Annotated in this window: 30 protein-coding genes; 28 read left to right on the top strand and 2 right to left on the bottom strand. The window is 46.9% G+C overall.

The window, feature by feature from the left end:
* The first annotated feature begins 321 nt into the window (after window positions 1-321).
* Window positions 322-711: a hypothetical protein gene (locus SATMO3_RS28720; RefSeq protein WP_371374515.1), complete on the top strand. Its 390-nt coding sequence runs from the start codon at window positions 322-324 to the stop codon at window positions 709-711.
* Here SATMO3_RS28720 and SATMO3_RS28715 read toward each other — a convergent pair.
* Window positions 708-1,379, bottom strand: coding sequence for a helix-turn-helix transcriptional regulator (locus SATMO3_RS28715; protein ID WP_371374512.1), 672 nt, complete (start codon window positions 1,377-1,379; stop codon window positions 708-710). The genes SATMO3_RS28720 and SATMO3_RS28715 overlap by 4 nt on opposite strands.
* Window positions 1,380-1,458: 79 nt before the next feature.
* Here SATMO3_RS28715 and SATMO3_RS28710 point away from each other — a divergent pair, with 79 nt between their 5' ends.
* From SATMO3_RS28710 to SATMO3_RS28600, 23 genes are all read left to right on the top strand, one after another.
* Window positions 1,459-1,806 (top strand): hypothetical protein, encoded by a 348-nt coding sequence (locus SATMO3_RS28710; protein ID WP_371374509.1) that lies wholly within the window; start codon window positions 1,459-1,461, stop codon window positions 1,804-1,806.
* Window positions 1,807-1,943: 137 nt separating this feature from the next.
* A complete protein-coding gene (locus tag SATMO3_RS28705) occupies window positions 1,944-2,234 on the top strand; it encodes a hypothetical protein (RefSeq protein WP_371374506.1) in 291 nt (96 codons plus the stop codon).
* 5 nt (window positions 2,235-2,239) lie between these two features.
* Window positions 2,240-2,377, top strand: a complete 138-nt coding sequence (locus SATMO3_RS28700; RefSeq protein ID WP_371374503.1) for a hypothetical protein — start codon at window positions 2,240-2,242, stop codon at window positions 2,375-2,377.
* Window positions 2,378-2,380: 3 nt separating this feature from the next.
* The gene (locus SATMO3_RS28695; RefSeq protein ID WP_371374500.1) at window positions 2,381-2,548 is read left to right on the top strand and encodes a hypothetical protein; all 168 of its coding nucleotides are present in this window, start codon (window positions 2,381-2,383) and stop codon (window positions 2,546-2,548) included.
* A complete protein-coding gene (locus SATMO3_RS28690; RefSeq protein ID WP_371374497.1) occupies window positions 2,541-2,696 on the top strand; it encodes a hypothetical protein in 156 nt (51 codons plus the stop codon). Before SATMO3_RS28695 ends, SATMO3_RS28690 begins: the two co-directional genes overlap by 8 nt.
* A gap of 221 nt (window positions 2,697-2,917) precedes the next feature.
* Window positions 2,918-3,181 (top strand): AbrB/MazE/SpoVT family DNA-binding domain-containing protein, encoded by a 264-nt coding sequence (locus tag SATMO3_RS28685; protein ID WP_371374494.1) that lies wholly within the window; start codon window positions 2,918-2,920, stop codon window positions 3,179-3,181.
* 2 nt (window positions 3,182-3,183) lie between these two features.
* Window positions 3,184-4,143, top strand: a complete 960-nt coding sequence (locus SATMO3_RS28680; protein ID WP_371374491.1) for a hypothetical protein — start codon at window positions 3,184-3,186, stop codon at window positions 4,141-4,143.
* A 280-nt stretch (window positions 4,144-4,423) separates the two neighbouring features.
* Window positions 4,424-5,842: an AAA family ATPase gene (locus tag SATMO3_RS28675; protein WP_371374488.1), complete on the top strand. Its 1,419-nt coding sequence runs from the start codon at window positions 4,424-4,426 to the stop codon at window positions 5,840-5,842.
* Window positions 5,832-6,065: a hypothetical protein gene (locus SATMO3_RS28670; RefSeq protein WP_371374486.1), complete on the top strand. Its 234-nt coding sequence runs from the start codon at window positions 5,832-5,834 to the stop codon at window positions 6,063-6,065. Before SATMO3_RS28675 ends, SATMO3_RS28670 begins: the two co-directional genes overlap by 11 nt.
* Window positions 6,066-6,077: 12 nt before the next feature.
* Entirely contained in the window at window positions 6,078-6,839 is a 762-nt protein-coding gene (locus SATMO3_RS28665) for a hypothetical protein (RefSeq protein ID WP_371374483.1), read from the top strand.
* On the top strand, window positions 6,836-7,393 hold the full coding sequence (locus SATMO3_RS28660; RefSeq protein ID WP_371374480.1) for a DUF5651 domain-containing protein: 558 nt from the start codon (window positions 6,836-6,838) through the stop codon (window positions 7,391-7,393). The genes SATMO3_RS28665 and SATMO3_RS28660 overlap by 4 nt, the downstream gene beginning before the upstream one ends.
* The gene (locus tag SATMO3_RS28655; protein ID WP_371374478.1) at window positions 7,390-8,349 is read left to right on the top strand and encodes an exonuclease SbcCD subunit D; all 960 of its coding nucleotides are present in this window, start codon (window positions 7,390-7,392) and stop codon (window positions 8,347-8,349) included. Before SATMO3_RS28660 ends, SATMO3_RS28655 begins: the two co-directional genes overlap by 4 nt.
* Before the next feature lie 13 nt (window positions 8,350-8,362).
* A complete protein-coding gene (locus tag SATMO3_RS28650; protein ID WP_371374475.1) occupies window positions 8,363-8,935 on the top strand; it encodes a hypothetical protein in 573 nt (190 codons plus the stop codon).
* Window positions 8,936-8,938: 3 nt separating this feature from the next.
* Complete coding sequence (locus tag SATMO3_RS28645; RefSeq protein WP_371374472.1) at window positions 8,939-9,472, top strand: hypothetical protein; 534 nt, start codon at window positions 8,939-8,941, stop codon at window positions 9,470-9,472.
* Entirely contained in the window at window positions 9,457-11,136 is a 1,680-nt protein-coding gene (locus tag SATMO3_RS28640; RefSeq protein WP_371374469.1) for a DEAD/DEAH box helicase, read from the top strand. Before SATMO3_RS28645 ends, SATMO3_RS28640 begins: the two co-directional genes overlap by 16 nt.
* A gap of 23 nt (window positions 11,137-11,159) precedes the next feature.
* Window positions 11,160-11,945 carry a hypothetical protein gene (locus tag SATMO3_RS28635; RefSeq protein ID WP_371374466.1) on the top strand — a complete coding sequence of 262 codons (786 nt, stop codon included), beginning with the start codon at window positions 11,160-11,162 and terminating at the stop codon, window positions 11,943-11,945.
* Between the two features lie 96 nt (window positions 11,946-12,041).
* Window positions 12,042-12,809: a sigma-70 family RNA polymerase sigma factor gene (locus tag SATMO3_RS28630; protein WP_371374463.1), complete on the top strand. Its 768-nt coding sequence runs from the start codon at window positions 12,042-12,044 to the stop codon at window positions 12,807-12,809.
* The gene (locus tag SATMO3_RS28625) at window positions 12,806-13,645 is read left to right on the top strand and encodes an ORF6N domain-containing protein (protein ID WP_371374461.1); all 840 of its coding nucleotides are present in this window, start codon (window positions 12,806-12,808) and stop codon (window positions 13,643-13,645) included. Before SATMO3_RS28630 ends, SATMO3_RS28625 begins: the two co-directional genes overlap by 4 nt.
* Before the next feature lie 5 nt (window positions 13,646-13,650).
* Entirely contained in the window at window positions 13,651-14,304 is a 654-nt protein-coding gene (locus SATMO3_RS28620) for a putative metallopeptidase (protein ID WP_371374458.1), read from the top strand.
* Between the two features lies 1 nt (window position 14,305).
* Window positions 14,306-14,542: a hypothetical protein gene (locus SATMO3_RS28615; RefSeq protein WP_371374455.1), complete on the top strand. Its 237-nt coding sequence runs from the start codon at window positions 14,306-14,308 to the stop codon at window positions 14,540-14,542.
* Window positions 14,542-15,144 (top strand): hypothetical protein, encoded by a 603-nt coding sequence (locus SATMO3_RS28610; protein ID WP_371374453.1) that lies wholly within the window; start codon window positions 14,542-14,544, stop codon window positions 15,142-15,144. The genes SATMO3_RS28615 and SATMO3_RS28610 overlap by 1 nt, the downstream gene beginning before the upstream one ends.
* A 100-nt stretch (window positions 15,145-15,244) precedes the next feature.
* Window positions 15,245-17,776, top strand: a complete 2,532-nt coding sequence (locus tag SATMO3_RS28605; RefSeq protein WP_371374451.1) for a DUF927 domain-containing protein — start codon at window positions 15,245-15,247, stop codon at window positions 17,774-17,776.
* A 258-nt stretch (window positions 17,777-18,034) separates the two neighbouring features.
* Window positions 18,035-18,535, top strand: coding sequence for a hypothetical protein (locus tag SATMO3_RS28600; protein ID WP_371374448.1), 501 nt, complete (start codon window positions 18,035-18,037; stop codon window positions 18,533-18,535).
* A gap of 52 nt (window positions 18,536-18,587) precedes the next feature.
* On the opposite strand, the gene SATMO3_RS28595 is transcribed toward SATMO3_RS28600, so the two are convergent.
* The gene (locus SATMO3_RS28595) at window positions 18,588-18,962 is read right to left on the bottom strand and encodes a hypothetical protein (RefSeq protein ID WP_371374446.1); all 375 of its coding nucleotides are present in this window, start codon (window positions 18,960-18,962) and stop codon (window positions 18,588-18,590) included.
* Window positions 18,963-19,096: 134 nt separating this feature from the next.
* Between SATMO3_RS28595 and SATMO3_RS28590 the strand changes: the two genes are divergently transcribed.
* The 4 genes from SATMO3_RS28590 to SATMO3_RS28575 all read left to right on the top strand — a co-directional run bounded on the left by SATMO3_RS28590 (window position 19,097) and on the right by SATMO3_RS28575 (window position 21,973).
* The gene (locus SATMO3_RS28590) at window positions 19,097-19,324 is read left to right on the top strand and encodes a hypothetical protein (protein ID WP_371374443.1); all 228 of its coding nucleotides are present in this window, start codon (window positions 19,097-19,099) and stop codon (window positions 19,322-19,324) included.
* Window positions 19,325-19,330: 6 nt separating this feature from the next.
* Window positions 19,331-19,939, top strand: coding sequence for an HNH endonuclease signature motif containing protein (locus tag SATMO3_RS28585; protein WP_371374439.1), 609 nt, complete (start codon window positions 19,331-19,333; stop codon window positions 19,937-19,939).
* A gap of 146 nt (window positions 19,940-20,085) precedes the next feature.
* On the top strand, window positions 20,086-20,442 hold the full coding sequence (locus SATMO3_RS28580; RefSeq protein WP_371374436.1) for a hypothetical protein: 357 nt from the start codon (window positions 20,086-20,088) through the stop codon (window positions 20,440-20,442).
* Between the two features lie 160 nt (window positions 20,443-20,602).
* On the top strand, window positions 20,603-21,973 hold the full coding sequence (locus SATMO3_RS28575; protein ID WP_371374432.1) for a hypothetical protein: 1,371 nt from the start codon (window positions 20,603-20,605) through the stop codon (window positions 21,971-21,973).
* The last annotated feature ends 62 nt before the right edge of the window (window positions 21,974-22,035 follow it).

The following is a 22,035-nucleotide window of genomic DNA, read 5'->3' as shown; positions in this document are numbered from 1 at the left end:
CCCCTTTCATTATTTTTAATCATTAATAATAAATCGATAATAATTCTTTAATATTTATTAGATTTTCCTTAAAAAGTAGCAATTAATGATCCTTAAGTCTAAGGAAATAGCCTGATCGGCCAGCACAAGGCATAAAAAAAACCCGGCGTAACGCCAGACATCTCTGTTTCGGAATTATGCAAAGGAGGTGAACATCATGGTAAAAATCTCTCCGGCGCGAGTATCGCGAACTACTAAAAGCTTGGCCGCATTGGGTTAAGCGCAGTAAAAATGGCTTTTGGAAGTGGTAATGATTGGCCAATAAACGACTAGAAGGGAAGTGTGAAAATGCCAGAGCAAAAAGAAATGCCCGGCCTAAGGGAAGGCCAGACATTATGGCGTGCTGATGAGGTCGAATGGAATCGGCGACTTAATTTTTCAATCGTTGTTGATGGAGAATTTTGCAGGAAAAATTTCTGCACCAAATATCCAAATATAGTTCAACTTAGTGACACATCTGATTTATTTGAAAAAGTTGGCGCATGGAATGAAGTAGGACGAGCAGCAATTAATGCCTATCAGCGCCTTCATGAGTACCTTAATGAATGGCTGTATGACCCCTCTAATATTATGGATATTGATTTTATGACTGCTATGTTAAGAGATATGAAAATACTTTCTGAGTACATCGAAGCCAGGCTGTTACATCTTAAAGAGAACCGGGGATATTAATCAACTTTGAAATATGAAGATCCTTCTTTAAGCCCTGGTTTTGTGCCATATTTATCAACCAAAATCTGATACATGTTAAACGGCATACTGCGTAAAGAGTCCGGGCTATGTTGGTAAAGAGACATGGCCATGTATTCAGGATATTTAGGATGTTTATGCCAATCCTTTTCAGAAATAGAGCTTGCGCTCCGCAAATAATACCATTTTACATACTCTTTTACAGTGTTCAGTCTTTCGTCGATAGTCAAAGCAGTTTCAGGATTTATTGCCTCATGAAAATTGTTATGAATGTCATTATCAGAGGCAGCCTGATAACCGAATTCCTCTGAGAAACGCAAGAAACGTTCATGTAGTTCAACGTGATCTTCGTCTAAGTCATTATTGATGTGCCGTTTAAATTGGAAACCGCAGATACACCGACCATCTGGCAGGCAAGAAGTATTATATTCTCCTATTGCTGTATGACTATAGGGACCTACCAGATTATAAACAGTTGTATTTACGATTCCTGCAAATTTATATGCAATTTCTTCAGTGATTGTTGCTTCATTATTTTCCAGATTCCTCAACTTCTGATCAGATATGTTTAAAAAAGAAGCAGTAGTTTTAACTGATAATCCTTTTGCTTTACGAAATAGTTGCATTCTAGTTCCAATGGAATATTGCATTTCAAATTCCTCCCATATTGATTATTTCTTGGCAGATTCGACAGTCACTAATAAATTCCCTGTAGAAAGGAGGCCCAACATGCCCGAATACCTAAAATCCCGCTGCTGCATGTGTCCGCAGAAAAATGATTCCAGCCGTATTTGCCCTGGCGTACCCGGCACGCCGCATCCCGATCCAAGTCGGTGCCGATTTGTGAAATTCTACCAGGATAAACGTGGATGGCAATATTTCGTTCAGGCCGGAATCGGCGGGAATACCTTCAAGACGTTTTACCGGAAACCAGGGAAAGCCGGTAAGGGATTAATACGTGGTAAGTGCTGGCGGTCGGTACCGTGGCGCGACAGTTTCGATGAGGCCCAGACCGATCTGAACACTGAAGCCGAAAAAAGCGGATGGGAGGAAATCAATGATGCCCCCGCCTACTGAGGCCAGCCGGGTACTGGCCGAAATTCCCGATCAGCTTCTAGCCGACGGGAGTCGCGGGAACCCGCTACGAGGGAGTATTGCAAGGCTCCCCTTGATATAGATTGCTCTTTCAAAATCACAAAACAGGAGGCAAGAACATGCTAAATATCAATGCGATGATTCAAAAAGCTATCCAGGAGCAAGTGGATACCTCTATTATGTCTGACGCAACTGAGCCTGCAAAGGCTAAAATCATTCTCGAAATACCCGGTCAGGATACTGTTGTACTGGATGGACTTGACGAGTTTATGATATTTCACGAGGTAGGTAACCGTTCGGGATGCGTAGGGATAGCCACTATTCCATTTCTGATCCGTATGTTTAAAGAACTGAAGGGCAAAATTGACAAGGCTATATGTAATGGATTGGCTGAGGCATTGGGGAGGTGAGTACTATGTCCAAGGTCAGCACCATGACTAACCACATCCTCAGCCTGGTTAAACTTTTTGATTTTTCGCCAGGCGAAACGCTGATGGTCCTCAGTAAAGTAAAACAATCGATCAAAGCTACAGAAAAAGCTAAGGAGGCGTAACTTTTGCCAACATGGTCTCATATCCCCGTGGCAGTAATCATCGGAGCCGGTGCTGCTATCGTAGCAGCCATAATCATCGCGGCCCGTGAACTCGGCGACTGGCGTGCAATTCGACTGCAACTGGTGGTTAACAATCGTAATCATAACCAGAGGAGGTTCGAAAGTGACTAATTCACGTTGCTGGTGCCGGCGCTGCGCTACGAGCTGCTGCGGCGCCAGACAGTGCAAAAAGGATCCTTGCCCGGTGGAAGAGGTCTGCCAGGCGATGAAAGGTTGCTTGGACTTCACCCCGGATCTCACGCAGAGAGGTGAACATTAAGATGATTACCGCCAAAATCCAGCAAGGTCAATTCATCATACTTGCCAGATTTTATAATGCTATCTATCGTATTCGGGGTCCTCAGACTCGTGTTAATCATTTACTGGGAGAGCAGATAATTCCGCGCATAAAAAAAGCCGCCCATTAGAGCGGACTAAAGAAAATTTCTATTATAGATATTCTAGCACACTGAAAACCAAATAACAATGGGAGGGATTTACTTGAAATCAATCGGTATTGTACGGAAACTTGATGATTTGGGCCGCGTAGTCATTCCGATCGAACTGCGCCGAACCTTGAATATTGCAGAGAAGGACAGCATGGAAATCTTCGTCGACGGTGACCGGATCATCCTCAGAAAGTATGAACCGGCCTGCGTATTCTGCGGATCTGCCAATGATATCACTCATTTTAAGGGGAAGAATGTCTGCCAGGACTGCATAGATTCAATGGCGCACCATGAGCCTAAAAGGAAGGGTGCATAAGGATGGCGGCCGGAAAGTCAGTCAAATCTCATAAATTAGGGTATTCCATTCCGAAAGTTGCTACTAATACGCCTGCAACTCCCCATACTGCAGAGCTTGTGGATCCTGTTTCATACATCAAGTTTTGGGACAAGTATAATCACTACGCACCGGTAGATATTTCAAAGGCGAAGAAGATGACCAGGGCTGATCTGATGGAAGCGGATCCACGTGGCATTGAGCTGATGCTGTCCTATGGCGTAACCCAGAAACAGATTGCCATGCAGTATAACGTGCCTTACGGAAGTTTAACGGCGATATTCAAGCGGCTAAGCGTGAATACGAAAGTGGATTCAGTGGTAGAGCGACTCGAGATAATGGATCCTCCAGAACATGAGGAAACGAGTCCTACTCTTACTCCTGATGTACCAGAGCAAGAGTTAGCTATAGTGTCAACTGAAATGGAAGAATCCCCGACAGAAGAGTCGGCAGAAGATGCCGGTGAATATTCATCGAGTGAGGGGCCGGAACTCTCAGATCAGTTAAAAGATGCGATTGATGAGCTGCTTTCAGAGGATACTGCCGTAGAAAATGATAGGCCAGATTATGAAGCGTTGTATCCAAACTACACGTGGTACGATGGCAGCCTGAAACAAACGGAACAATTCTTAACGGTATCGGGAGATGGCAGATTCTCGTTGTCAAGCGGGATACGAAGAATCTTTCAGGGTTACTTGGTTGCCATCGGTTTATCTCCTGACAGGAATCATATCGCGATTGTTCCCAATGAAGACAGCGCGTATTTGATAAAACAGGAAAAATCCAGATATAGAAACCCTTATTTAAGTGAAGAATTGTCCAGGTTCGGGATCCCTTTGCCGGCAAAGTATCAGATGTCTTGGAATGAGTCAGGGGCGACATGGGAAGGTACTCTTGTTGCATATAACCCGGAGGAGCAATTTAGCCTCCGTCAATATGGGTAGACTCCCCCATTATAAAATATGCAGTATGCAAGCCATATATGCATAAAGAGGTGAAATAAAGAAGCATGACCAGCCTATACATCAATGAAGGCGCTACATGCCCCACCTGCATTTATCAGGAGGGTGCACTCAAAAAAGAATTAGACGCCGTAAGGCAGTGCAAGAAATGCATGCGGCGGGAAGGCCGGCCAGGATGGGACCCTAAGCCAAGCGTTAAAATAGAGGTTTCCGAAAAATTGATCAATTGCAGGCAAGTACGTATGGTCAGGCGGGTGATTTCGTGATTGTATCTGTTCAAATTAAAGGATTTCAATCGCACGTTGATAGCCGGTTTACCCTTAGTCCGGAGCTTACCGTTCTGACCGGTCCGACGGACTCCGGAAAGACGGCGCTCATCCGGGCGATACGCTGGGTGGCCTTCAACGAGCCGGCCGGCGAAACTTTTGTTAACCAGGCGACTGGTGAGGCAATAGTCACAATTACGCTGGATGACGGGACGGTCATTACAAAAGGCCGCAGGAAAGGTGGGCGGACCATCCATCATCTGGCGCCGGCCGGCGGGAAAGGACAAATCTTTGAGCAGGCCGATGTACCGCCGGAAGTCACGGCGGCGCTCGGCATCACCCGGCAAAGTTTTGGTGATTTTGAAATAGCGTTGAATTTTGCTTTTCAGTTGGATGCCCCGTTTCTGATCAGCGAAGCTCCTTCGGCCGGTGCTAAGGTGCTGGGCAAGATTGCTGGCACGGAGATTGTCGACCAGGCCATAAAATCTGTAGCCAAAGATACCTACGGCGCACGACAGGACAAGCTGCAGGCCGACAAGCGGATCGAGAAGCTGACTGAGGATCTGCAACAGTATGCCAATGTTGATCTGCTTAAAGATCAAGTGGGGGCATGCGAACTGCTTTTAGAAAAGTTCGATCAGTTGCAACTGAAGTATGAAACATTATCTACGTTAAAGCTCCAGAAAACACAGGTGGATGGACACCTGGCGGCGCTTGAGGCAAAACTGCAGAACTATGTGTCACTGCCGGCTGCTGGGCAAAGCCTACAGGCTGCGGAGTCTGATGCACAGCGCCTGCAATTGCTGTCAGAGCTGGCAGGCAAACATGGTCAGCTCGATATGGCGATTTCCCGGCATCAGGAGGAGCTTGCCCGTTACTCTGATCTTCAATGGGCGGGCGAATATCTGGTAGCACTCGACCAGCTGCTCTCTAAGTCGGATGTCCTAAGTGAATATGCTAACCGGCACGCACGGCAGCTTGAAGTTCTGGGAACAGTGGATGCCGTACTGTCAGTGACCAAGGACCTGGATGTAGCGGCTGCCGATCTGGCCGAGGTGGAACAGGGAATACAGCGGCTGGATGATCTGGAATTATTGTTTACCCAATACCAGGCGCATACCGTGACAATTGCGGCCCGGCAAAAACTGCTGGACGCTTTACAAGGGATTGATCAAGCGGAACCGCTGTTTGTCGGTTTGGATGAACAGCGTAGTCTCCTGGATCGATTACGGGAACTGCAGACGGTATACCGGGTGAAACACAGCACCTATGAGGACGCCGGCAGGAAGGCTGCAGCCGCCGTGACAGCGGTAGTTGCACAAGAAAAAGTCATTCAGGATTTATGGACGGAAGTTGATATATGCCCTTTGTGTGAGAGGGTAATTGAGAAAGGGGATACAATGCATGGACATTAAAGCCAGAATTGAAACAGCCAAGAGCAATCTAAAGAGAGCAGAGCAGGCCAAGACCGTGGCCGAGACCCAGAAAGCGGCTGCTGAGCAGCAGCGCGAGGAAGTGGTTCAGAAAATGGCGGCCGAAGGCGTGACACCGGAAACAATTGCTGCAAAGATTGCTGAACTGGAAACTGCAATCACTGATACGTTGACTACGGTCGAGGGACTTATCCCTCAGGTTTAAGGAGGCATGATTATGGCATTGCGTGATTTACTAGGGCCTTCTGCACCCGGAAATCACATTTTAAATACAGATTGGGGCAAATCGTTCACAGAAACTAGCAATTTAAGTACGGAATCCGCTCAATCGTTCACGATTAACTCCTATCATGTAAACAAAATCAAACTGGACGTCCGGCAAGCCGCAGAGAAGATTACCAAGCAAATCGCCAAGCGGGATCTGCTCTTTGAGCAAAGGGACGCGGAGATAGTGAAAAGCATGGCAGCCACTCAGACGCTGGACCTCAATGAAAAGGTGCAAAGGCTGCTGCAGCTCACTTCGGACTTCGCCAGGCAGCAGGCCAAAAGCCGGATTGAAGAGATAGTCACTTCGGCGCTTTCGGTTGTATTCGGCAAGGATTACAAATTTCAGTTGTCATTGGAGATCCGGGCGAACCGGCCGGAAGTCGACTACTGGCTGGAGTCGGAAGGCATTGTGACACAGCTTAAGCCACCGGATTATGACCGGGGCGGCGGAGTTGCCGATGTGGTGAGCCTTGCTCTCAGACTGGCTGTAGCTGAATTGTCAGAGGTTAAAGGGCCGGTACTTTTGGATGAGGTAGGCAAACACGTATCAGCGGAATTTGCACCGAATGTGGCATATTTCCTTAAGGAATACAGCCAAAAATTCGGCCGACAGATGATCCTGATTACACACAATGACGCGTTGGCTGAGATTGGCGATGTTAGCCTGGCGGTATCTCAAGTCAATGGTAAAAGTGTGGTGAAAGCGGTTTGAACCCTTATTTTTCCCGGCAAGAAAAAGAGAATTTCATCCGCTTAATGATACTCGAAGCCATTCTTGACGTGATTATTGAGGACTACGAAAAAGCCAATAAGCCAGACAAACAGTTTATGGCCGATATGCGCCGGGCTCGAACTTATACCACCAAAGCCCTTAACCGGCGCCAATCTTTTCTGGATCAAACTGCTAAGCTGAATTTTATGGAAAGCATGCAACGGCTTGAAGTCCTCTTTGTCCCAAAGAATGAAGCTAAGAAGCACTTTCAAGAAGTAGCTAAATTGCAAAGCATGGTATCATTTGAGGCCAAGGATTTTAAAGATTGGTATGAATTTCTCATTGAACATGCTTGCCGAACTTGTACTAGGAAAGATTTTGGAGAGTGCCAGGCTCGCCGGATACTTATGAAACATGATATTTACGCCTATAACCCGGCTGCCGTTCAGCAGTGCCAATACAGTTATGTGGAAGCTGACAATGAACAGCAAGGTCTTGGCACTGTTGGGGAAGCGTTGCTTAAAGCTACGAAAATGAAAGGAGGCGTCGCGTGAAGTTTTTATTCGTTGGCGACTTACACCTACGCGGCACCAATCCCCGCAACCGTATAGATGACTATAAAGAAGCCGTCAAAGCCAAACTCCGGGAAGTTTTCAGTTTGGCTGAACAGCATGAAATTAAAGCCATTCTCTGCCCGGGCGATATCTGGGACCGGCCGGAGGTATCAATCGGCGTACTGGTTGAGTTTATGCAAGTATTCCGGGAGTGTCCGGTAGATTTCTACACCTGCGCCGGCAATCACGACATTCACGGCTACAATCTGGATACTTACGACCGGACAAGCCTTCGGCTGCTGGCAGAGCTGGTGCCGAAATTCCGGGTATTCAGCGAAAGCCAGGTGATGGTATATCCGGATGTGGCCATCACTTTCGGACCCTACTCCGGGAGAATAGACCGAGAAGGGCATGGTTACGACACTCACTGGAAGGATGAGCAGTTTAAAATTCACATCACCCACGGCATGCTGCTCGACCATACGCCGCCCTTTGACCGGTTCACCTTAATTCAGGATGTCAAAACGACAGCAGACCTGGTGCTGACCGGCCATGACCATCACGGTTTTGGCATCTACCGGCGTTCAGACGGCAAGGTATTTTGCAACCCGGGTAGCCTGACGCGGATCAGCGCCAGTACCGGCGAGATCGAGCGGCCAATACAAGTAGCCCTCATCGATGTGCTGGACAAGCAGACGTTTGATATTCAATTGATTCCGCTGCAGTCGGCCAAGCCAGGAAGCGAGGTGCTGGATCGTTCAAAAATTGAAGCAGAAAAGCAAAGACAGTACGCCATGGAAGAATTCGCGGCGCTCATCCAGACCGGCAGCGGCGAAAAAGTGCTTCTCAATATTAATGATATTGTTGAGTCCATTGCTGCAAAGGAAAGTTTAGCACCGGATGTTGTGAAGAAAACTTTAGAAAAAATTCAGGAGCAGCGCCTTGGCGCTGCGTGATAGGAGAACTTGCATGAATGATGTTCAAGAGCAATTAGAGCATTTAGTTACGTTATACGGTCCGGATAAAGTTAAGGTGGCTGCCCAGAAGTTGTCAAACGCGTCCGTCCGGACGATGCCGGCGGAATACATTCCGGTCTTATCCCCGGATGAAGTGGAAAAAACGATTAGAAATCTTGACCAGGCGCTTGATTGGACGGTAAATGCCGGCAGAAAAAAGGAAGGCACTTATCAGGATAAAGCCGGTCTGGTTAAGCAGCAGACTACAATGGAGGCCGCGGTGAAACTGGCTGAAGCGGAAGCTTTTATGCAAATTGAGGGGGAAGGCCGCGACCAGTATGTTATGGAGGAGGGCAAAAAAATTGCACTCAATAATGATGCGGCTCGGGATGCGTTCCGCCGCCGAGCGTCTGTGGAAGAGAGGCGCCAGGTGGCCAACTTAACAGCACAGATCAATGCAATTGATGTGGAACTGGCCGAGGCCGGCGATGCCTGGTTTACGGCTAAGGAAGCTGTTGAGACCATCCGGGCCAAAGCCTATCTCCAGGCGGCGCTGCTGAATTTCTTAGCGGGCAGAGGAGCCTAGCACATGAGCTCTCCAGCAAGTTTTAAGCAAAAAGAACGCCAGCAGCGCGGTGATGATTTTCAAAAGGAGATCCGTCGCAGCTGGCGCCTCATCCCTAACGTTTGGCGCATGCGGATAACCGATGGCGGTGCCGGTACCCGGCCCGGGGATGAAATTGTACTTACGTCTAAAGCAAATTTCTTAGTTGAAATGAAGCGGACCATGGGAGATCGGTTTGAACTCAGTATGCTACGTCCTAACCAGTTGCACGGATTGCGAGACTTTGACAGAGCATTACCGAACAATATAGGCCTGGTGCTTGTATCTTTTTTAAATCCGCAAATTGATGACGCTTATGCCATTCGGTTAGCCACTTTAGAGCGCCACCTACATCAGCTGAATCACCGTTATGTAACTAGAAAAACGCTTATTGATTTACAGGTTGAGGTTGGTGCCGTGCAACTGAAACGAATTTATTATCATGACCCGGCCAATGCCAAGATGTCTGGCCCCGCCTATGATTTGTCGGAGGTAATGCAAAATTGCCAGTTCTTATAACAGTCAGCAATAACCTCCGGATCCGCGGTGCCAACACCCCACTTAGGGCAGCCATTACAGCTGCCCTGACCGTGGACAACCCCGTTTATTTGGACCGTAAGGCTAAGCGCCGGCCGAGCTGGGGTATTGACAAGAAACTTACTCTTTATGTGCTAGAAGGTACTGACATTATTGTCCCCCGAGGATTTTTAAAAGAACTGCTAAATGAACCGCAATATCAATGCGAACGAGTAATTACCTGGCAGACTACGGTTCTTCCGCCTATTGATTTTGGCCAATGGAATCCCAAATACCCGCTAAAAGATGACCAAATACCAGCGCTTGCGGCATTGGATGGGGAAAGCGGCATTCTGGTGGCACCGGCCGGAAGCGGAAAAACTGTTATGGGTATGAGGTATATATACCAAAATCAGCAGCCAGCATTATGGCTCACACATACCAAAGATCTGCTATATCAATCAGTAGGCAAAGCAAAAGAATTAATGCTTGGCGTAGGGCATGTCGGTATCCTGGGAGACGGAAAACAGCAGTGGGGTGACGGCAAGCTGATTGTAGCCACAGTTCAAACCCTGAGTGAAAATCCAAAATTAATTGAAGCTCTGACTCCGTTAATAGGGACCTTGGCCATTGATGAAGCTCACCATTTCCCGGCAGCAGCCTTCTTGGAAGTGGGAGGCCGGTTTGCGGCTGCTAACATGCTAGGCTTAACCGCAACGACAGACAGAAAAGACAGGCTGGAAGTTTACATGTATCGTGGTATTGGCCCGAAGACATACGAAATCAAGCGCAGCGGCTTATATGAAGCCGGCCGCCTGGTTAAGCCGGAAATTCGGTTCGTGTACACTGACTTTGCCTATGAGCAGGCCTCTGACCGGAACGAGATAAACTCCATCGATGCCGGCGGCGAGGAACTTGACTACCGGGCTTTGCTGGATGCACTGATTGCCGATGAGGCCCGGGCCAAGCTCATTGCCGGCAACATCCTGGATCACGCCCACATGCCAAGCATTGTTATTACAGAATCTGTACGGTATTGCTACATTTTGAAAAACATGGTGGAACGGTTTGCGAAAACCAGGTGGGGGCAGGTACCGCGAATCGCCGTTATTCATGGGCCTATTCAGAGATATGCCTGGCGCGCGGCCGGTACCGAGCATGCAGCCAGAAATATGGTGAAGGCCGGCGAGGCGATTGATTGCCGGTACAGTGACCGGCTGAAGCGCTGGGAGGTACAGGTTGAGCAGTACACGGACCAGGAATATAAGGAATGGCAAATTGCCAATACGGAGCGTAAAAACCGTATGGAAGCCTGCCGCAATAAAAAAGTTGATATTTTATTCGCAACTCAGCTGGCGCGTGAAGGTCTGGATCTGCCACACCTCAGTATTGGCCATATGGCGATGCCAAAGCGCGGCGATGCCGTTGGCTCGAAAAACGGCGCCGCTGTCGAGCAGGAGATCGGCCGGATCATGCGGCCGGATCCCGCAAACCCGAATAAGAAAGCCATTTGGTTTGATTATGTTGATTACAACGTGGGGGTGTTTAAGAGTCAGTATTCCAGCCGGCGCAGCGTATATAAGCGCCTAGATTTAAAACTGCCTAACAAGCCTCGGTCTGAGGTAGAGAAAAATCTGGATAAGTTTCTGGGTGCAATGACCTGGTAAATAAAAAAATGGAGGATGATTTCATGAGTAACGTAACAACTGTAAATAATTCGGTGGCCACGGTGGCCGTCAGCACTAACTATATAACGGCCATGCTGGAGAATATCAAAAACGATTTTCTGGCCGTTAACGAAGGCATGGATTTTGATTTCGTCAATATCGGTACATGGCTTTCTATTGACAGTAAGGGCAATTTTGTTGAAAAGGATTCCAATGATGCCGTTGTAGCGAACTATACGGATTCATTTGATGTTGTGGTTGGATACGGCGAGAAACGCTGGACACTGTGGGGAGAGCAAAAATCTCCGGAGGAAGGTCTTTTGATTGTTGCAAAGCGCGATAAGGAAGAAGCCGAGCAAGAACTTACAGCCTGGCTGCAAGAAAATCCTGACGCACAATGCCGATATAACCTACAATCTCTGGAACTACGTTACCTGGCCTACATTGTACCGGTGAGTACGTTGAGTCCAGATGATTTCCCCAAAATCTACCTTATGAGCTTCCCTTTAACTACCACAATCAGCTGGGGTAAATATGCGCAAGGCATTTATTTGGGCAATGGCAAGAAAGTGTTGATTCCGGCACGGACCGGCGTTAACAGAGTTGTTACCCGTATGACAACCTCGGAAAAATCCAGCGGCAATAATAAATGGACTGGTATCGACTTTGAAGCGGTAGGCCTTTTCGATCCCAGAGACTATGGTATTGACTGGGATCCGAAAAAAGCGGCAGCTTCTGCTCCTAATGAAGCCACCACAGCCGCAACTGCTGCTGAGGAAAAGGTCGCAGCCGGCGCCGAATCGTTTTAATTGAGCAAGACTGCCCCGCCTGGTAGTTGTTTGCCGGGAACGGTGCGGCCGCCAGGCGGGGCACAATTTTTACACCTATTTGCAGAGGTCGCAAAGATGGGTATTGAGGAGCATATTTTTAAGGAATACGAAAACCTTATCCATTACGCTATCAGCCACTACTATCCATACCGGATCCATGTTGAGTATGAAGATTTGTTTCAAATTGCCAGTATTGCTTTGATCAACGCCTGGAGAAGGTATAACCCTGCCCGTGGCGCCAGTTTTGTCACTTATGCGTTGCTTCATCTGAAATCTGCTTTGTATAAGGAGATACGGCGTAATACTGCACAAAAGCGTAGCGGTAGCGTAGTTTCGTTATTTCAAGAGGTGGGAGAGAACCGGACTCGTTTTATTGACCTGATTCCAGACCCCGACACAATAGAAGGGTATAACTTGTATCGAAAAGGAGGGAGGCCTATGGCAAGCCAAAAGAGCACAAGACCGGTACCGGTGGCGCCAGTTGTCACGAAGCTGGACTTGTCTTTATTCGTCGTATTTAACGCAAGCAATGCGATGACCACAAGGAACGCCGCTTATATTACGGTTACAAAGACTGGGAAAGTTACGATGTCAGCGGAAGTCGGCAAGCGATATAGAGCCGGTGAAACAATTGAAGTACTGTTTAACCAAGTCGGAACGATCCTTGTCATACGCAGTTCTGGCGCCGGCATTCGCTGCCGGCAGAACGGAAAGAATTCTGAGGGGAAAATTATTTCATGCGCCAGTGCGAAGGTATATCTGGAATCCAAACAAGTACCGCTGCCGGCGCGCTTCCGGGCAGAATGGGAGGAAGAGCTGCAGGCCTGGGTGGGAAGGCAGTGAGTAGTGTAATTCAGATTTCTGTTAATGGTCAGGAACACAGTTTGGGTATAAAAGAGTATCGCCGGCAGCGGGTTATCACCTTTAAAGACATTGACGTGCTTCATGGGCGGCCTGACGGGACAGCAGGAAGAAATTTTCGTGAGAATCGAAAGCGTTTTATTGAAAGTGAAGACTTTTTTCATCTTACCCAAAGTCAAATGCGTTCGACGGATTTCGTCGAACGGGAAAACCCTCAAGGAATGATCCTTCTCACCGAGTCCGGCTATTTAATGCTAGTCAAATCCTTCAACGATGATATAGCCTGGCAAATCCAGCGACAGTTAGTGAACAACTACTTTCGGATAAAGAAAGCCACGAAAATCCATTCAGATAGCATCCTAATGCGCAAGCTCAAACTCATAAATAGCCTCGGCAAGGGCCTTACAAAGGCCAAGCAAATAGAGTTGCGCCGCTTGGCGGTCATAGAGGCTGCCGAAGAATCAGGTGTCGATTACAGCGCGTTTCTGGCCGTTTTGGAGACTTCAGAAACACTTAAGGAGGATCTAGATCAAGCCGTAGATTTATTCCTCCAGGAGATCCGGAGCAGCTTTATTCGTTACCCGCAGCGGGAGAACTACTTGTATCTGCCGCCTTGTGAGGAGCGGAGGATCTGCGAGCGGCTGAAGCTAGATCGCATAACTGTATTAAGGGGCCTGGAAGAGCGTGGAATCATCAAAATATCCTACGAATGGAACCGCGGCGACCGAAAAAAGAATTACACCGCCAAGAGTCGTTTTTACAACCGGCGGCGATGCGTTCAATTAAAAATAGATTGTATAAATATGCGGGGAGAGTGAAGAGTATGGCAGCCGAGTTTTACGATGCGTCCGAGGATCTGGAAGCCTTGGCGCGTGACATTATTGAGGAGTATCACAGCCATTTGTTTGAAGCTAATATAAAGTATTTGTTCCGGACTGGAAATTGGGAAGTCAAAAAACGCGACACGTGGGGCCAGGCCAAGAAGGTTGGGAAGGAAGTCAACTTTTTAACTGGTCATGACTTTATTGTTACCATTCACCGGGATGTATGGGAGCAATTGAAGCCGGAAGATAAGCGCGCACTCTTAGATCACGAGCTACAGCACTGCTCGGCCGGTACCGATGATGCCGGCAACAAGGTTTGGTACATTCAGGGGCACGATGTGGAGGACTTCCACGCCATCATTCGGCGCCATGGGCTCTGGTCGCCGGCGCTCAGAAAAATGGAAGGCTTGTTGAATCAGACGGAATTGGAGCTGGAACCTGAGGACGTGGATCCGGAAGAGCATTTGGCTGCTCTGCCTGGTGGCATGCCGATGGCGATCGGCGGCCGGCCGGAGCTTAGGGTTATTTCGTCGAAGCCGGTGCAAGAATTGTCGCCTCCGGAGGCCGATACAGATGATGAGCGGGAACCAGACATTTTAGATGCCGAAATTATTGACGTTGAGGTCATCCATGATACCGGTACGGAGGCTTGATATGAGTGAGATTACCCCTGAACAATATGCTTCCCTGGGTAAAGTTTTATTTGATGCATTCCAGCGTTCAGATCAACAAGGCCTTGACTGCCCGATTATAAAACTTATTGAGGACTGCGAAGAGTGCCCATTTAGCGAAGCTTGTGACATGATCATTGAGTTGGAGCGAGCTGATAAAGTTCAGGGTGATGACCGGCCGCAAAAAGAAACGCCGAGTTATCCACAGGAGGATAAGTGATGGCTAAATTTATTGCCGAGTGTGGAAAAACATTTGACGTGCCCCAAAATAAGCAGCATTTTACAGGTATTCTTTTAGGTCGGGAGTATCACCCGGAAGACATGAAAAAAGATAATCGGCCTATACCAAAAGAGTGCCAGGAATGTAAAGTAGAAAAGCATATCTACGGAGTATCGCTGCATAGGGATGGCGTAGGACTTTTCGGCGCTACAGATACTACTTGTTTTGCGAAAAGAGAAGATTTCAAAGAACTGCCAACGGTTACCGAATACCACGAAGGCGGCTGCAATACCACAGAAAAATATACATTTGAAGTTATTTTACAGACTGATGAATTCCGGACAATTATCCTGTATGAATCCCCGCCTAGCCGGAATATATCAGCGTTTGACTATATCAAAGAAATGGCTGAAAGTCTTTGGGAAAAATTCGCGGATGAAGCCTATAAAGAAGAGGATGGAAGGGAACCTGATTGCATCCGAATTCAGATGGTTAATATGGAGCGCGGACAAGCAGATTATATTGAATTTTACCGAATGGAAGAACTAGAAAACGCTATTATTAGTGTGCGCTTAGTTGGTTTCGAACAGAAAAATAGATGAGTAGGGAAGCTGCGCAAACAAAAAAGGCTATAAAGGTACCTAAGTGAATTAAGGGCGGCCAGCGCCGCCCTCTTTTACCCGGGAGAGGGGTTGATGAAATGTGCAAGAGAACATAGACCAGCTTGTTGATTGGAAACATTTCTATTCGCAGTACTTAACAGGGCTTAAGCCTAAGGGCGATGAACTCCACGGCCTTTGCCCCTTTCATAACGAAAAGAATCCTAGTTTTGGCATCAAGATTAAAACAGGTCAATATAAATGCCTGTCCTGCGGCGCCAATGGCAACGCCTGGACCTTTCTGCAAGAATATAAAGGGATGACCAAGGAGCAGGCAAACAAGACGATTCTGGATTTCGCCGGCATTAAAACTGAGTCTAAGTCGCGCGTTAAGAAGCCGGCGTTTACCGTGGAGGAGTATGCGGCCGCTAAGCAGCTGGATGCTGCCAAGCTGTATGAATACGGCCTAAAAAACGCAGTCAAAGGCATGGCAGTCCCTTACATGGACGAGAAGGGGAACCTGGTCGCCACACGCTACCGGCACTCGCTTAAAGGCGCTGTACGCTTCTCTTGGATGAAAGGGTCCAAGGTGCAGCCTTACGGCTTGTGGCGGCTCCGTATGGCCCGAGAAAAGGGGTTTGTAATACTGGTAGAAGGGGAATCGGACTGCCATACACTGTGGAAGTATGACATTCCGGCCTTAGGCTCGCCAGGCGCCGACACGTTTCAGTCTACATGGTCAGCATATTTAAAGGATCTAAATGTATATTTATTCAAAGAGCCGGACCAGGGCGGCGAAACGTTTTTGAAAAAAGTCTGTATTGGATTACTTGATAGTCATTTTACCGGAAAGGTGTATTCATTAGCGTTACAAGGGTATAAGGATCCATCAGACTTACATCTGGCAGGCGAAGAGATTTTTCAATCAGCATGGACAGCTGCCTTTGGCATGGCCAATCCCATAGATATCCGGATTGTGTCATGTCTTGCGGAAAAGGTGATTGAGGACCAGCCGTTCGCGCCGATCAAGCCGGAAAAATGGCGCTATTCGGAGCATGGCGTGTTTGGCCTGGATGAAAAGGGGATTGAGGAAAAGATTTCGCCCTTGCCTGTCATTGTAACCAAGCGGCTGATCGACATCGATAGTAACACGGAAAAGCTGGAGGTGTCGTGGCGGCGCCATGGAAAGTGGGAGTTTCTAAAGGCGGAAAAAGCAACGTTATTCCAGTACTCCAAGATTGCCGAATTGGCAAACACAGGCATGCCCGTGTCCAGCAAAAACGCTAAAGAAATGGTATCGTACTTGTTTGATATGGAGGCGGCGAATATGGAATTTCTGCCGACGGTGCAGTCGGTTTCTCATTTAGGCTGGTTAGGGAAAGAGCAATTTCTGCCGGGTCACGCCAGTGATATTGCGCTGGACATGGATGCCAAGCGCGGTATGAGTTTTTTGGTCAATGGATTTGAAAAGAATGGGGATTTCACCACATGGAGGACTTGCCTCGAGTATGTGATTCAGAATCCGATTGCGCAGCTGATGCTGGCCGGAAGCTTCGCTTCACCGCTTTTAAGTGTGATTGGGCACCGAAACTTTATTATTCATGTCTGGGGTGCGTCCAAAGGCGGGAAAACCGCGGCGATGAAAGCTGCTTTAAGTGTCTGGGGCAATCCGGAGCGGATCATGGTCAGCTTTAATACAACACAGGTCGGCCTTGAGCGGACGTGCCAGTTTCTAAACAATCTGCCCTTGGGTGTCGATGAGAGGCAGCTCGCCGGTGACAAGCAGGAGTTTTTGGACAAGCTGGTGTACGCAGTATCGGCTGGCCAGGGAAAGACCCGCGGCGACAAGGGCGGCGGATTGCAAGCCAAGGCTTTCTGGAATCTGGTGGTGCTGACGACCGGTGAGGAATCGCTGGCCGGGGACACGTCCCATTCCGGGGTGCGAACCCGGGCGTTGGAACTCTACGGAGTCCCGCTGCCGGATGAAAAAGAGGCCAGTAATGTGCACCGAGTGACAGATATGCATCACGGGCATGCCGGCGTTCTCTTTATGCGGCACGTGATGGAGGAGTTGCGGAAAGACAAGGAATTTTGGCACAAGGAATATGCCAGCGTGTACCGACAACTGCAGGATAAATGGCCGCATATTGTACAGCCCCATATCAGCGCGCTTGCCATGCTAAGCGTTGCGTACTTCTGGGCGAGGCAATGGGTATGGGGTATACCGGAGGAACAGGCGCAGGAGGAGATGATCCGCATGGCGGTGACTGGCGTAGAACTGTTAGGCGCGGCACAGGAAGCGGATTACGTGGATCGGGCATTTGATTTTACTACTGCGTGGCTAGCGTCGAATGTGGACCGGTTTAAGGATAACTGCCACCAGGAGAAATACGGGTATTATGATGCCGTGAAGCAGCAGTACTGGGTGGTGCCTGCGATTCTGAAAAGCGCGTTGCAGGATAATGGGTTCTCGGTGAGCCGGACGCTTAAGGAGTTTGCGGAGAAGGGATTTATTCAACGGGAAAACAAAGGCGGGGGCAAAGAGACGTTTTCTGTGAAAAAAATATGGGGAAATCAGCGAGTTAGAATGGTGGTTTTTAATGCTTTATGTAAAGAAGAGGAGAAAAACGAGTGAAAAGGTGGGCAAGGTGGGCACTGTGTGGGCAGAAGGTGGGCAGGCTCAAAGCCTTATAAATCCTGGATTCTTAATAAGAAAATATAGTGATGCCCACCTGCCCACCTCGATTTTACCCCCTATACGCGCGTGCGTGCACACACACGCGCGTCGCGCGCGCATGTGTAGAAAAAAGAGGTGGGCAGGGTGGGCAGGTGGGCACAATGTATGCGAAGCCCTATGAAATCTGGATTGTTGCCTTGAAAGAGTGCCCACCATGTGCCCACAATGCCCACCTGTGAAATTTTGGAGGTGTTTTCTTTGGGATTGGCAATTCAAAATAACCTCTTTGGGAATGTGCCGGCAAAGCCGATAGAAAAGACCGCGCCGGCTGAAACATCCGTGAAATATGAGGTTTTTAGGGAACTTGGCAAGCCGGTGTACCGCAATGGATTCGGCAAGATGTACCTGGATCCGCGTACAGATATCGATGATGATAACGAGCTCTGGGTTACGCTTTTGGTCCTTGCCGACAAGATTGAGCCTAAGCTCTGGGAGGCACTTCTGGGATTCCGCTGCGTGGGCGCCAGGCTGCTGCCGGTGGAAGGCACAGAAGCGTATGCGCTACGTCCCCACATTGATCCTTCTGGGGATTGCGGGTTTCGTACCCCGCAGGAATACCGGGATGAAGCGGAACGTTGGCTCCGGCCGCATGAGGCGCAGCTCAAGCTCCTGTTGACTAATTTGAAAAAAGTGAGAAACGAGATGTGGGGCAGTTGATAGCAGGCAGCAAAAAAAGAGAAGCGGCTTAACCACTTCTCTTTAAAAAGATCTATCTATCTCGATTAGGCATATTTTGTTGATTCTCAAATTCAGGGTTTAAAGGTTTCTTATCATCGTGTTTTTTGGTAGGGACAGGTTTTTTATTCTGGTCATCTTTAGGCGGAAGCGGTTTTTTATCGTCTACATTGCACCTTTCGCCGTGCGGATGGTTTTTCTTACAGTTGGGGTCTTTATGATGGTTTGGGTTCTTGCATTTTTCTCCATCAATGGGCGGTTTAGGTTGGTTTTGATCTTGATTTTGGACAATCGGCGGTCTTTCAGAAATCTGATCGTTCGGGGCGGCATAGGCAGACATAGTGCCTGCACCATACGCCATTACCAATCCTAAGGTAAGAGATAAAACAGCTTTATTTTTAAACAACATAGAAATCGCCTCCTTCAAATGTTTATTGAGCACCTTTGTCGGTACGACTTTATCTTAACAATTGTTTTTTAGATTTCTTTTAGAGTTATCAGCTTACAGAAAATAACACAAATAATGGGAGGGAATATACGATTATGCAAAATAGACTTTCCGATTTGAATAATCACCTGTTCATGCAGCTTGAAAGGCTCGGTGATGAGGAGTTGACCGGCGAAAAGCTTGCCGAAGAGATTAATCGGGCGAGAGCTGTGACGGACGTTGCTCAGCAAATCATCGCTAATGGAACGCTAGTCTTAAAGGCGAAAATTGCGGTTGATTCGGTTGGTAAGGCTAACCCAATTCCACCGATGCTACTGGAGTAACGACCGATGAACAAAAAATATACCGCGGAGCAAATTGCGTATATCGCGGCCAACATAGAGGGGCGGAGTTATCCGGAATTGACTGATATGTTTAATCAGCAGTTTGGGCTGGAAATAAAGGCCAAAGCAATGATTTCTTTGGCCTTCCGCCACGGTTTGCGTAATGAGCGGGATTGTCGATTCAATACTGGCTATGAGCCCACGCAATTCAAGAAAGGACACGTCCCTCATAATAAGGGTAAAAAGGGAAATGGCGGCTGGGAGCCCACTCAGTTCACTAAGGGACATAAGCCTTGGAATTACAGGCCCGTAGGGAGCGAGCGAACTAATGCTGATGGGTATGTGGAAATCAAAATCGCGGATCCTCGCACATGGAAAGGTAAGCATATCCTGCTTTGGGAAGCAGCTCATGGACCGGTACCTAAGGGATACGTGCTGATCTTTGCTGATGGGAACCAGCAGAATGTTACACTTGAAAATTTACTGCTCATTTCCCGGCGCGAACTGGCTGTTATGAACAAGCGGGGACTTATAGCAAATGACGCTGAGCTGACCAAAGCGGGTGTTGTTATTGCTGATATTTACCTAAAAATAGGGGAACGGAAAAGAAAATAACGGGAGGGAGAGCCAGTAGACATGGAAGCTTTGCAAGTTTTTTTCATGGGCATGAGTCTCCGGCAAACAGCACGTTGGAGGCGATGAGAAAGGCGGAGGGGTGATTTCACAACGGATGTAATTGAAACTAAAACAGGAGGGGTATAATGCAAAAACCTTGGCCATGCTTAAAATGCTTTGTTATGATGGACGCTATAGATGAAGATCACTGCAAGTGCCCCAAATGCAAGACAGAAGTCTGGTATGAATATGACGAAGAAATTGATGATATTCCAAGCTTAATGCAGGAAACATTCGTTCAGTCCTTGCCTAACTCTAATCCTGAGTTTTCAATCCTTAATGGGCCGCCAGCTCCGGGAGGAGGAAGTAGGACTAAAGGTAATAAGAATAAGAAGCAGTTGCTGCAAAAACCTACAACAACTGAATTGTTTAAGCGGTTGAATGGATATTATTCTCCACTTCAGCGGAAAAAAGGGAGACCTAAAAAAGATGTTGACAATTAATTGTTTCCTGTCCTATAATTAACGCATAAAGGTGTATCCAAAAACAGGATATTTTTAGCCGCTCCAAGCAGGGCGGCTTTTGTTATGTGGTGCAGGAATTGATTCCCTTTTTGGCGAATATGTAGTAAAAGGAATATATATATGAGGTAGGTGTAGGATTTTGGAAGAAAAATCAAATCGCTTACTCTTGAAACAAAGGGAACAAGTCTTGCTAATTCATAGTGAAGTTATTAAACAGTTCCCCGAATTGCATGCTCTTTTACTTAGTAATGAGCGCATTACATATAGTTTGACTCAACAGTGTTCAACAGACCTGCAGAGAATATTAGAATACGATATTAACAATATTGTTAAGACTGCTGGAGAAGAATGGATTAGAAGAGATGGACCTCCTTTAGATAAGGGAGATAGAAGGGAATTATGGGATAATTGTTCACTTTGCAGTGCACCCAATAGATATATTTATTATATAAAAAATCGTAGAAATTCAGTTACATTAAACGTTGGTTCAGATTGTATCGATACTTTTGGTATTGAGAAGACATCTAATAAGTCTGAGGCCCAATTAAGAAAGGGAGCTAGAGAAGCTAGATTAAAGCAGGAACTAAATGCAAAATTTGGTGGCATTGTTCGTATGATAGAAGGAATGAATAATGAAATCAATGATTATCCAATATTAGTTCCTGATGTTATTGCAACAAGACATAAACAGTTGATTGCTGACGTTCAAGAATTGTATCGTCGCTATTTAGGAGAAAACGAAACAGATTTTGATAAATTCCAATTGTTTCTAAATAAGCGCAGTAAAATTTTAGAAGAAATAGATGTCTACGTTGAACAACATAAAGACATGCCATTAGTAGTTACTAAGGAAATTTGCGATATTTTGCACCGGGAGGGTAAAGCAAGCGCGATAAGGTTTTTAGCTAATACAGGTTATATTAATGGACAAAATGTCGAACACGTAGATATTCCAATTGTAATGAGAAACATTTTGCCTATGGTTACTAATTATATAAAAGAATGTGGAGCAAAAGTTGTAGGAATTCATAATCAGACAAGATCATATATAGTTAACATTGGTAACCTGAATTACAATTTTTTTATTCCACATAGAGAATTGATGTCGTTATGTGGAAAAAGTGTGTTTAATGAAGTCCAGGTAAAGCCTATATCGATAGACACAATAATAAAATTAGCCAAGATTGATGATGAAGAATCAGTATCGGCATTTATTCAGATTCTCTCGCGCAAAACACGAAATTCCCCTGTAGTGATAATAGCTTATGACCTTCAATTTAGTGAAATACTGCTTCGAGATAATAAAACACAAGAATACGTTATTGTTAGTATGAATGATTTAATCCAGCGGCTCAAAGACATACTTCTCATCAGAGGAGATAGTAGCCCAAGACTTACAGAATATTTATCAAAGCAATGGTATAATAAAAGACTTCCGCAAGATGATCTCGTTGAGCTATATCCAAGATATAGAGATTATTTTGAAAAGAAAAAGAAACAGAGTAGGTAAAAAAATTATATTCTTAGCCCATAAGGGCTTTTTTCTTTTTATCTCAAAACTCAGGAGGTGAC

The sequence above is a fragment of the Sporomusa aerivorans genome, assembly GCF_041428895.1.
GTDB lineage: Bacteria > Bacillota > Negativicutes > Sporomusales > Sporomusaceae > Sporomusa > Sporomusa aerivorans.
Note: the sequence above shows the minus strand (reverse complement) of the source record. Positions and strands in the feature narration are given on the sequence as shown.

What these genes read in the sequence shown, in the direction of transcription:
- SATMO3_RS28715 (WP_371374512.1), bottom strand. Translation starts at nt 1,379, where the DNA reads ATGCAATATTCCATTGGAACTAGAATGCAACTATTTCGTAAAGCAAAA.
- SATMO3_RS28710 (WP_371374509.1), top strand. Translation starts at nt 1,459, where the DNA reads ATGCCCGAATACCTAAAATCCCGCTGCTGCATGTGTCCGCAGAAAAAT.
- SATMO3_RS28705 (WP_371374506.1), top strand. Translation starts at nt 1,944, where the DNA reads ATGCTAAATATCAATGCGATGATTCAAAAAGCTATCCAGGAGCAAGTG.
- SATMO3_RS28700 (WP_371374503.1), top strand. Translation starts at nt 2,240, where the DNA reads ATGTCCAAGGTCAGCACCATGACTAACCACATCCTCAGCCTGGTTAAA.
- SATMO3_RS28680 (WP_371374491.1), top strand. Translation starts at nt 3,184, where the DNA reads ATGGCGGCCGGAAAGTCAGTCAAATCTCATAAATTAGGGTATTCCATT.
- SATMO3_RS28670 (WP_371374486.1), top strand. Translation starts at nt 5,832, where the DNA reads ATGGACATTAAAGCCAGAATTGAAACAGCCAAGAGCAATCTAAAGAGA.
- SATMO3_RS28665 (WP_371374483.1), top strand. Translation starts at nt 6,078, where the DNA reads ATGGCATTGCGTGATTTACTAGGGCCTTCTGCACCCGGAAATCACATT.
- SATMO3_RS28650 (WP_371374475.1), top strand. Translation starts at nt 8,363, where the DNA reads ATGAATGATGTTCAAGAGCAATTAGAGCATTTAGTTACGTTATACGGT.
- SATMO3_RS28645 (WP_371374472.1), top strand. Translation starts at nt 8,939, where the DNA reads ATGAGCTCTCCAGCAAGTTTTAAGCAAAAAGAACGCCAGCAGCGCGGT.
- SATMO3_RS28635 (WP_371374466.1), top strand. Translation starts at nt 11,160, where the DNA reads ATGAGTAACGTAACAACTGTAAATAATTCGGTGGCCACGGTGGCCGTC.
- SATMO3_RS28630 (WP_371374463.1), top strand. Translation starts at nt 12,042, where the DNA reads ATGGGTATTGAGGAGCATATTTTTAAGGAATACGAAAACCTTATCCAT.
- SATMO3_RS28620 (WP_371374458.1), top strand. Translation starts at nt 13,651, where the DNA reads ATGGCAGCCGAGTTTTACGATGCGTCCGAGGATCTGGAAGCCTTGGCG.
- SATMO3_RS28615 (WP_371374455.1), top strand. Translation starts at nt 14,306, where the DNA reads ATGAGTGAGATTACCCCTGAACAATATGCTTCCCTGGGTAAAGTTTTA.
- SATMO3_RS28610 (WP_371374453.1), top strand. Translation starts at nt 14,542, where the DNA reads ATGGCTAAATTTATTGCCGAGTGTGGAAAAACATTTGACGTGCCCCAA.
- SATMO3_RS28595 (WP_371374446.1), bottom strand. Translation starts at nt 18,962, where the DNA reads ATGTTGTTTAAAAATAAAGCTGTTTTATCTCTTACCTTAGGATTGGTA.
- SATMO3_RS28590 (WP_371374443.1), top strand. Translation starts at nt 19,097, where the DNA reads ATGCAAAATAGACTTTCCGATTTGAATAATCACCTGTTCATGCAGCTT.
- SATMO3_RS28585 (WP_371374439.1), top strand. Translation starts at nt 19,331, where the DNA reads ATGAACAAAAAATATACCGCGGAGCAAATTGCGTATATCGCGGCCAAC.
- SATMO3_RS28580 (WP_371374436.1), top strand. Translation starts at nt 20,086, where the DNA reads ATGCAAAAACCTTGGCCATGCTTAAAATGCTTTGTTATGATGGACGCT.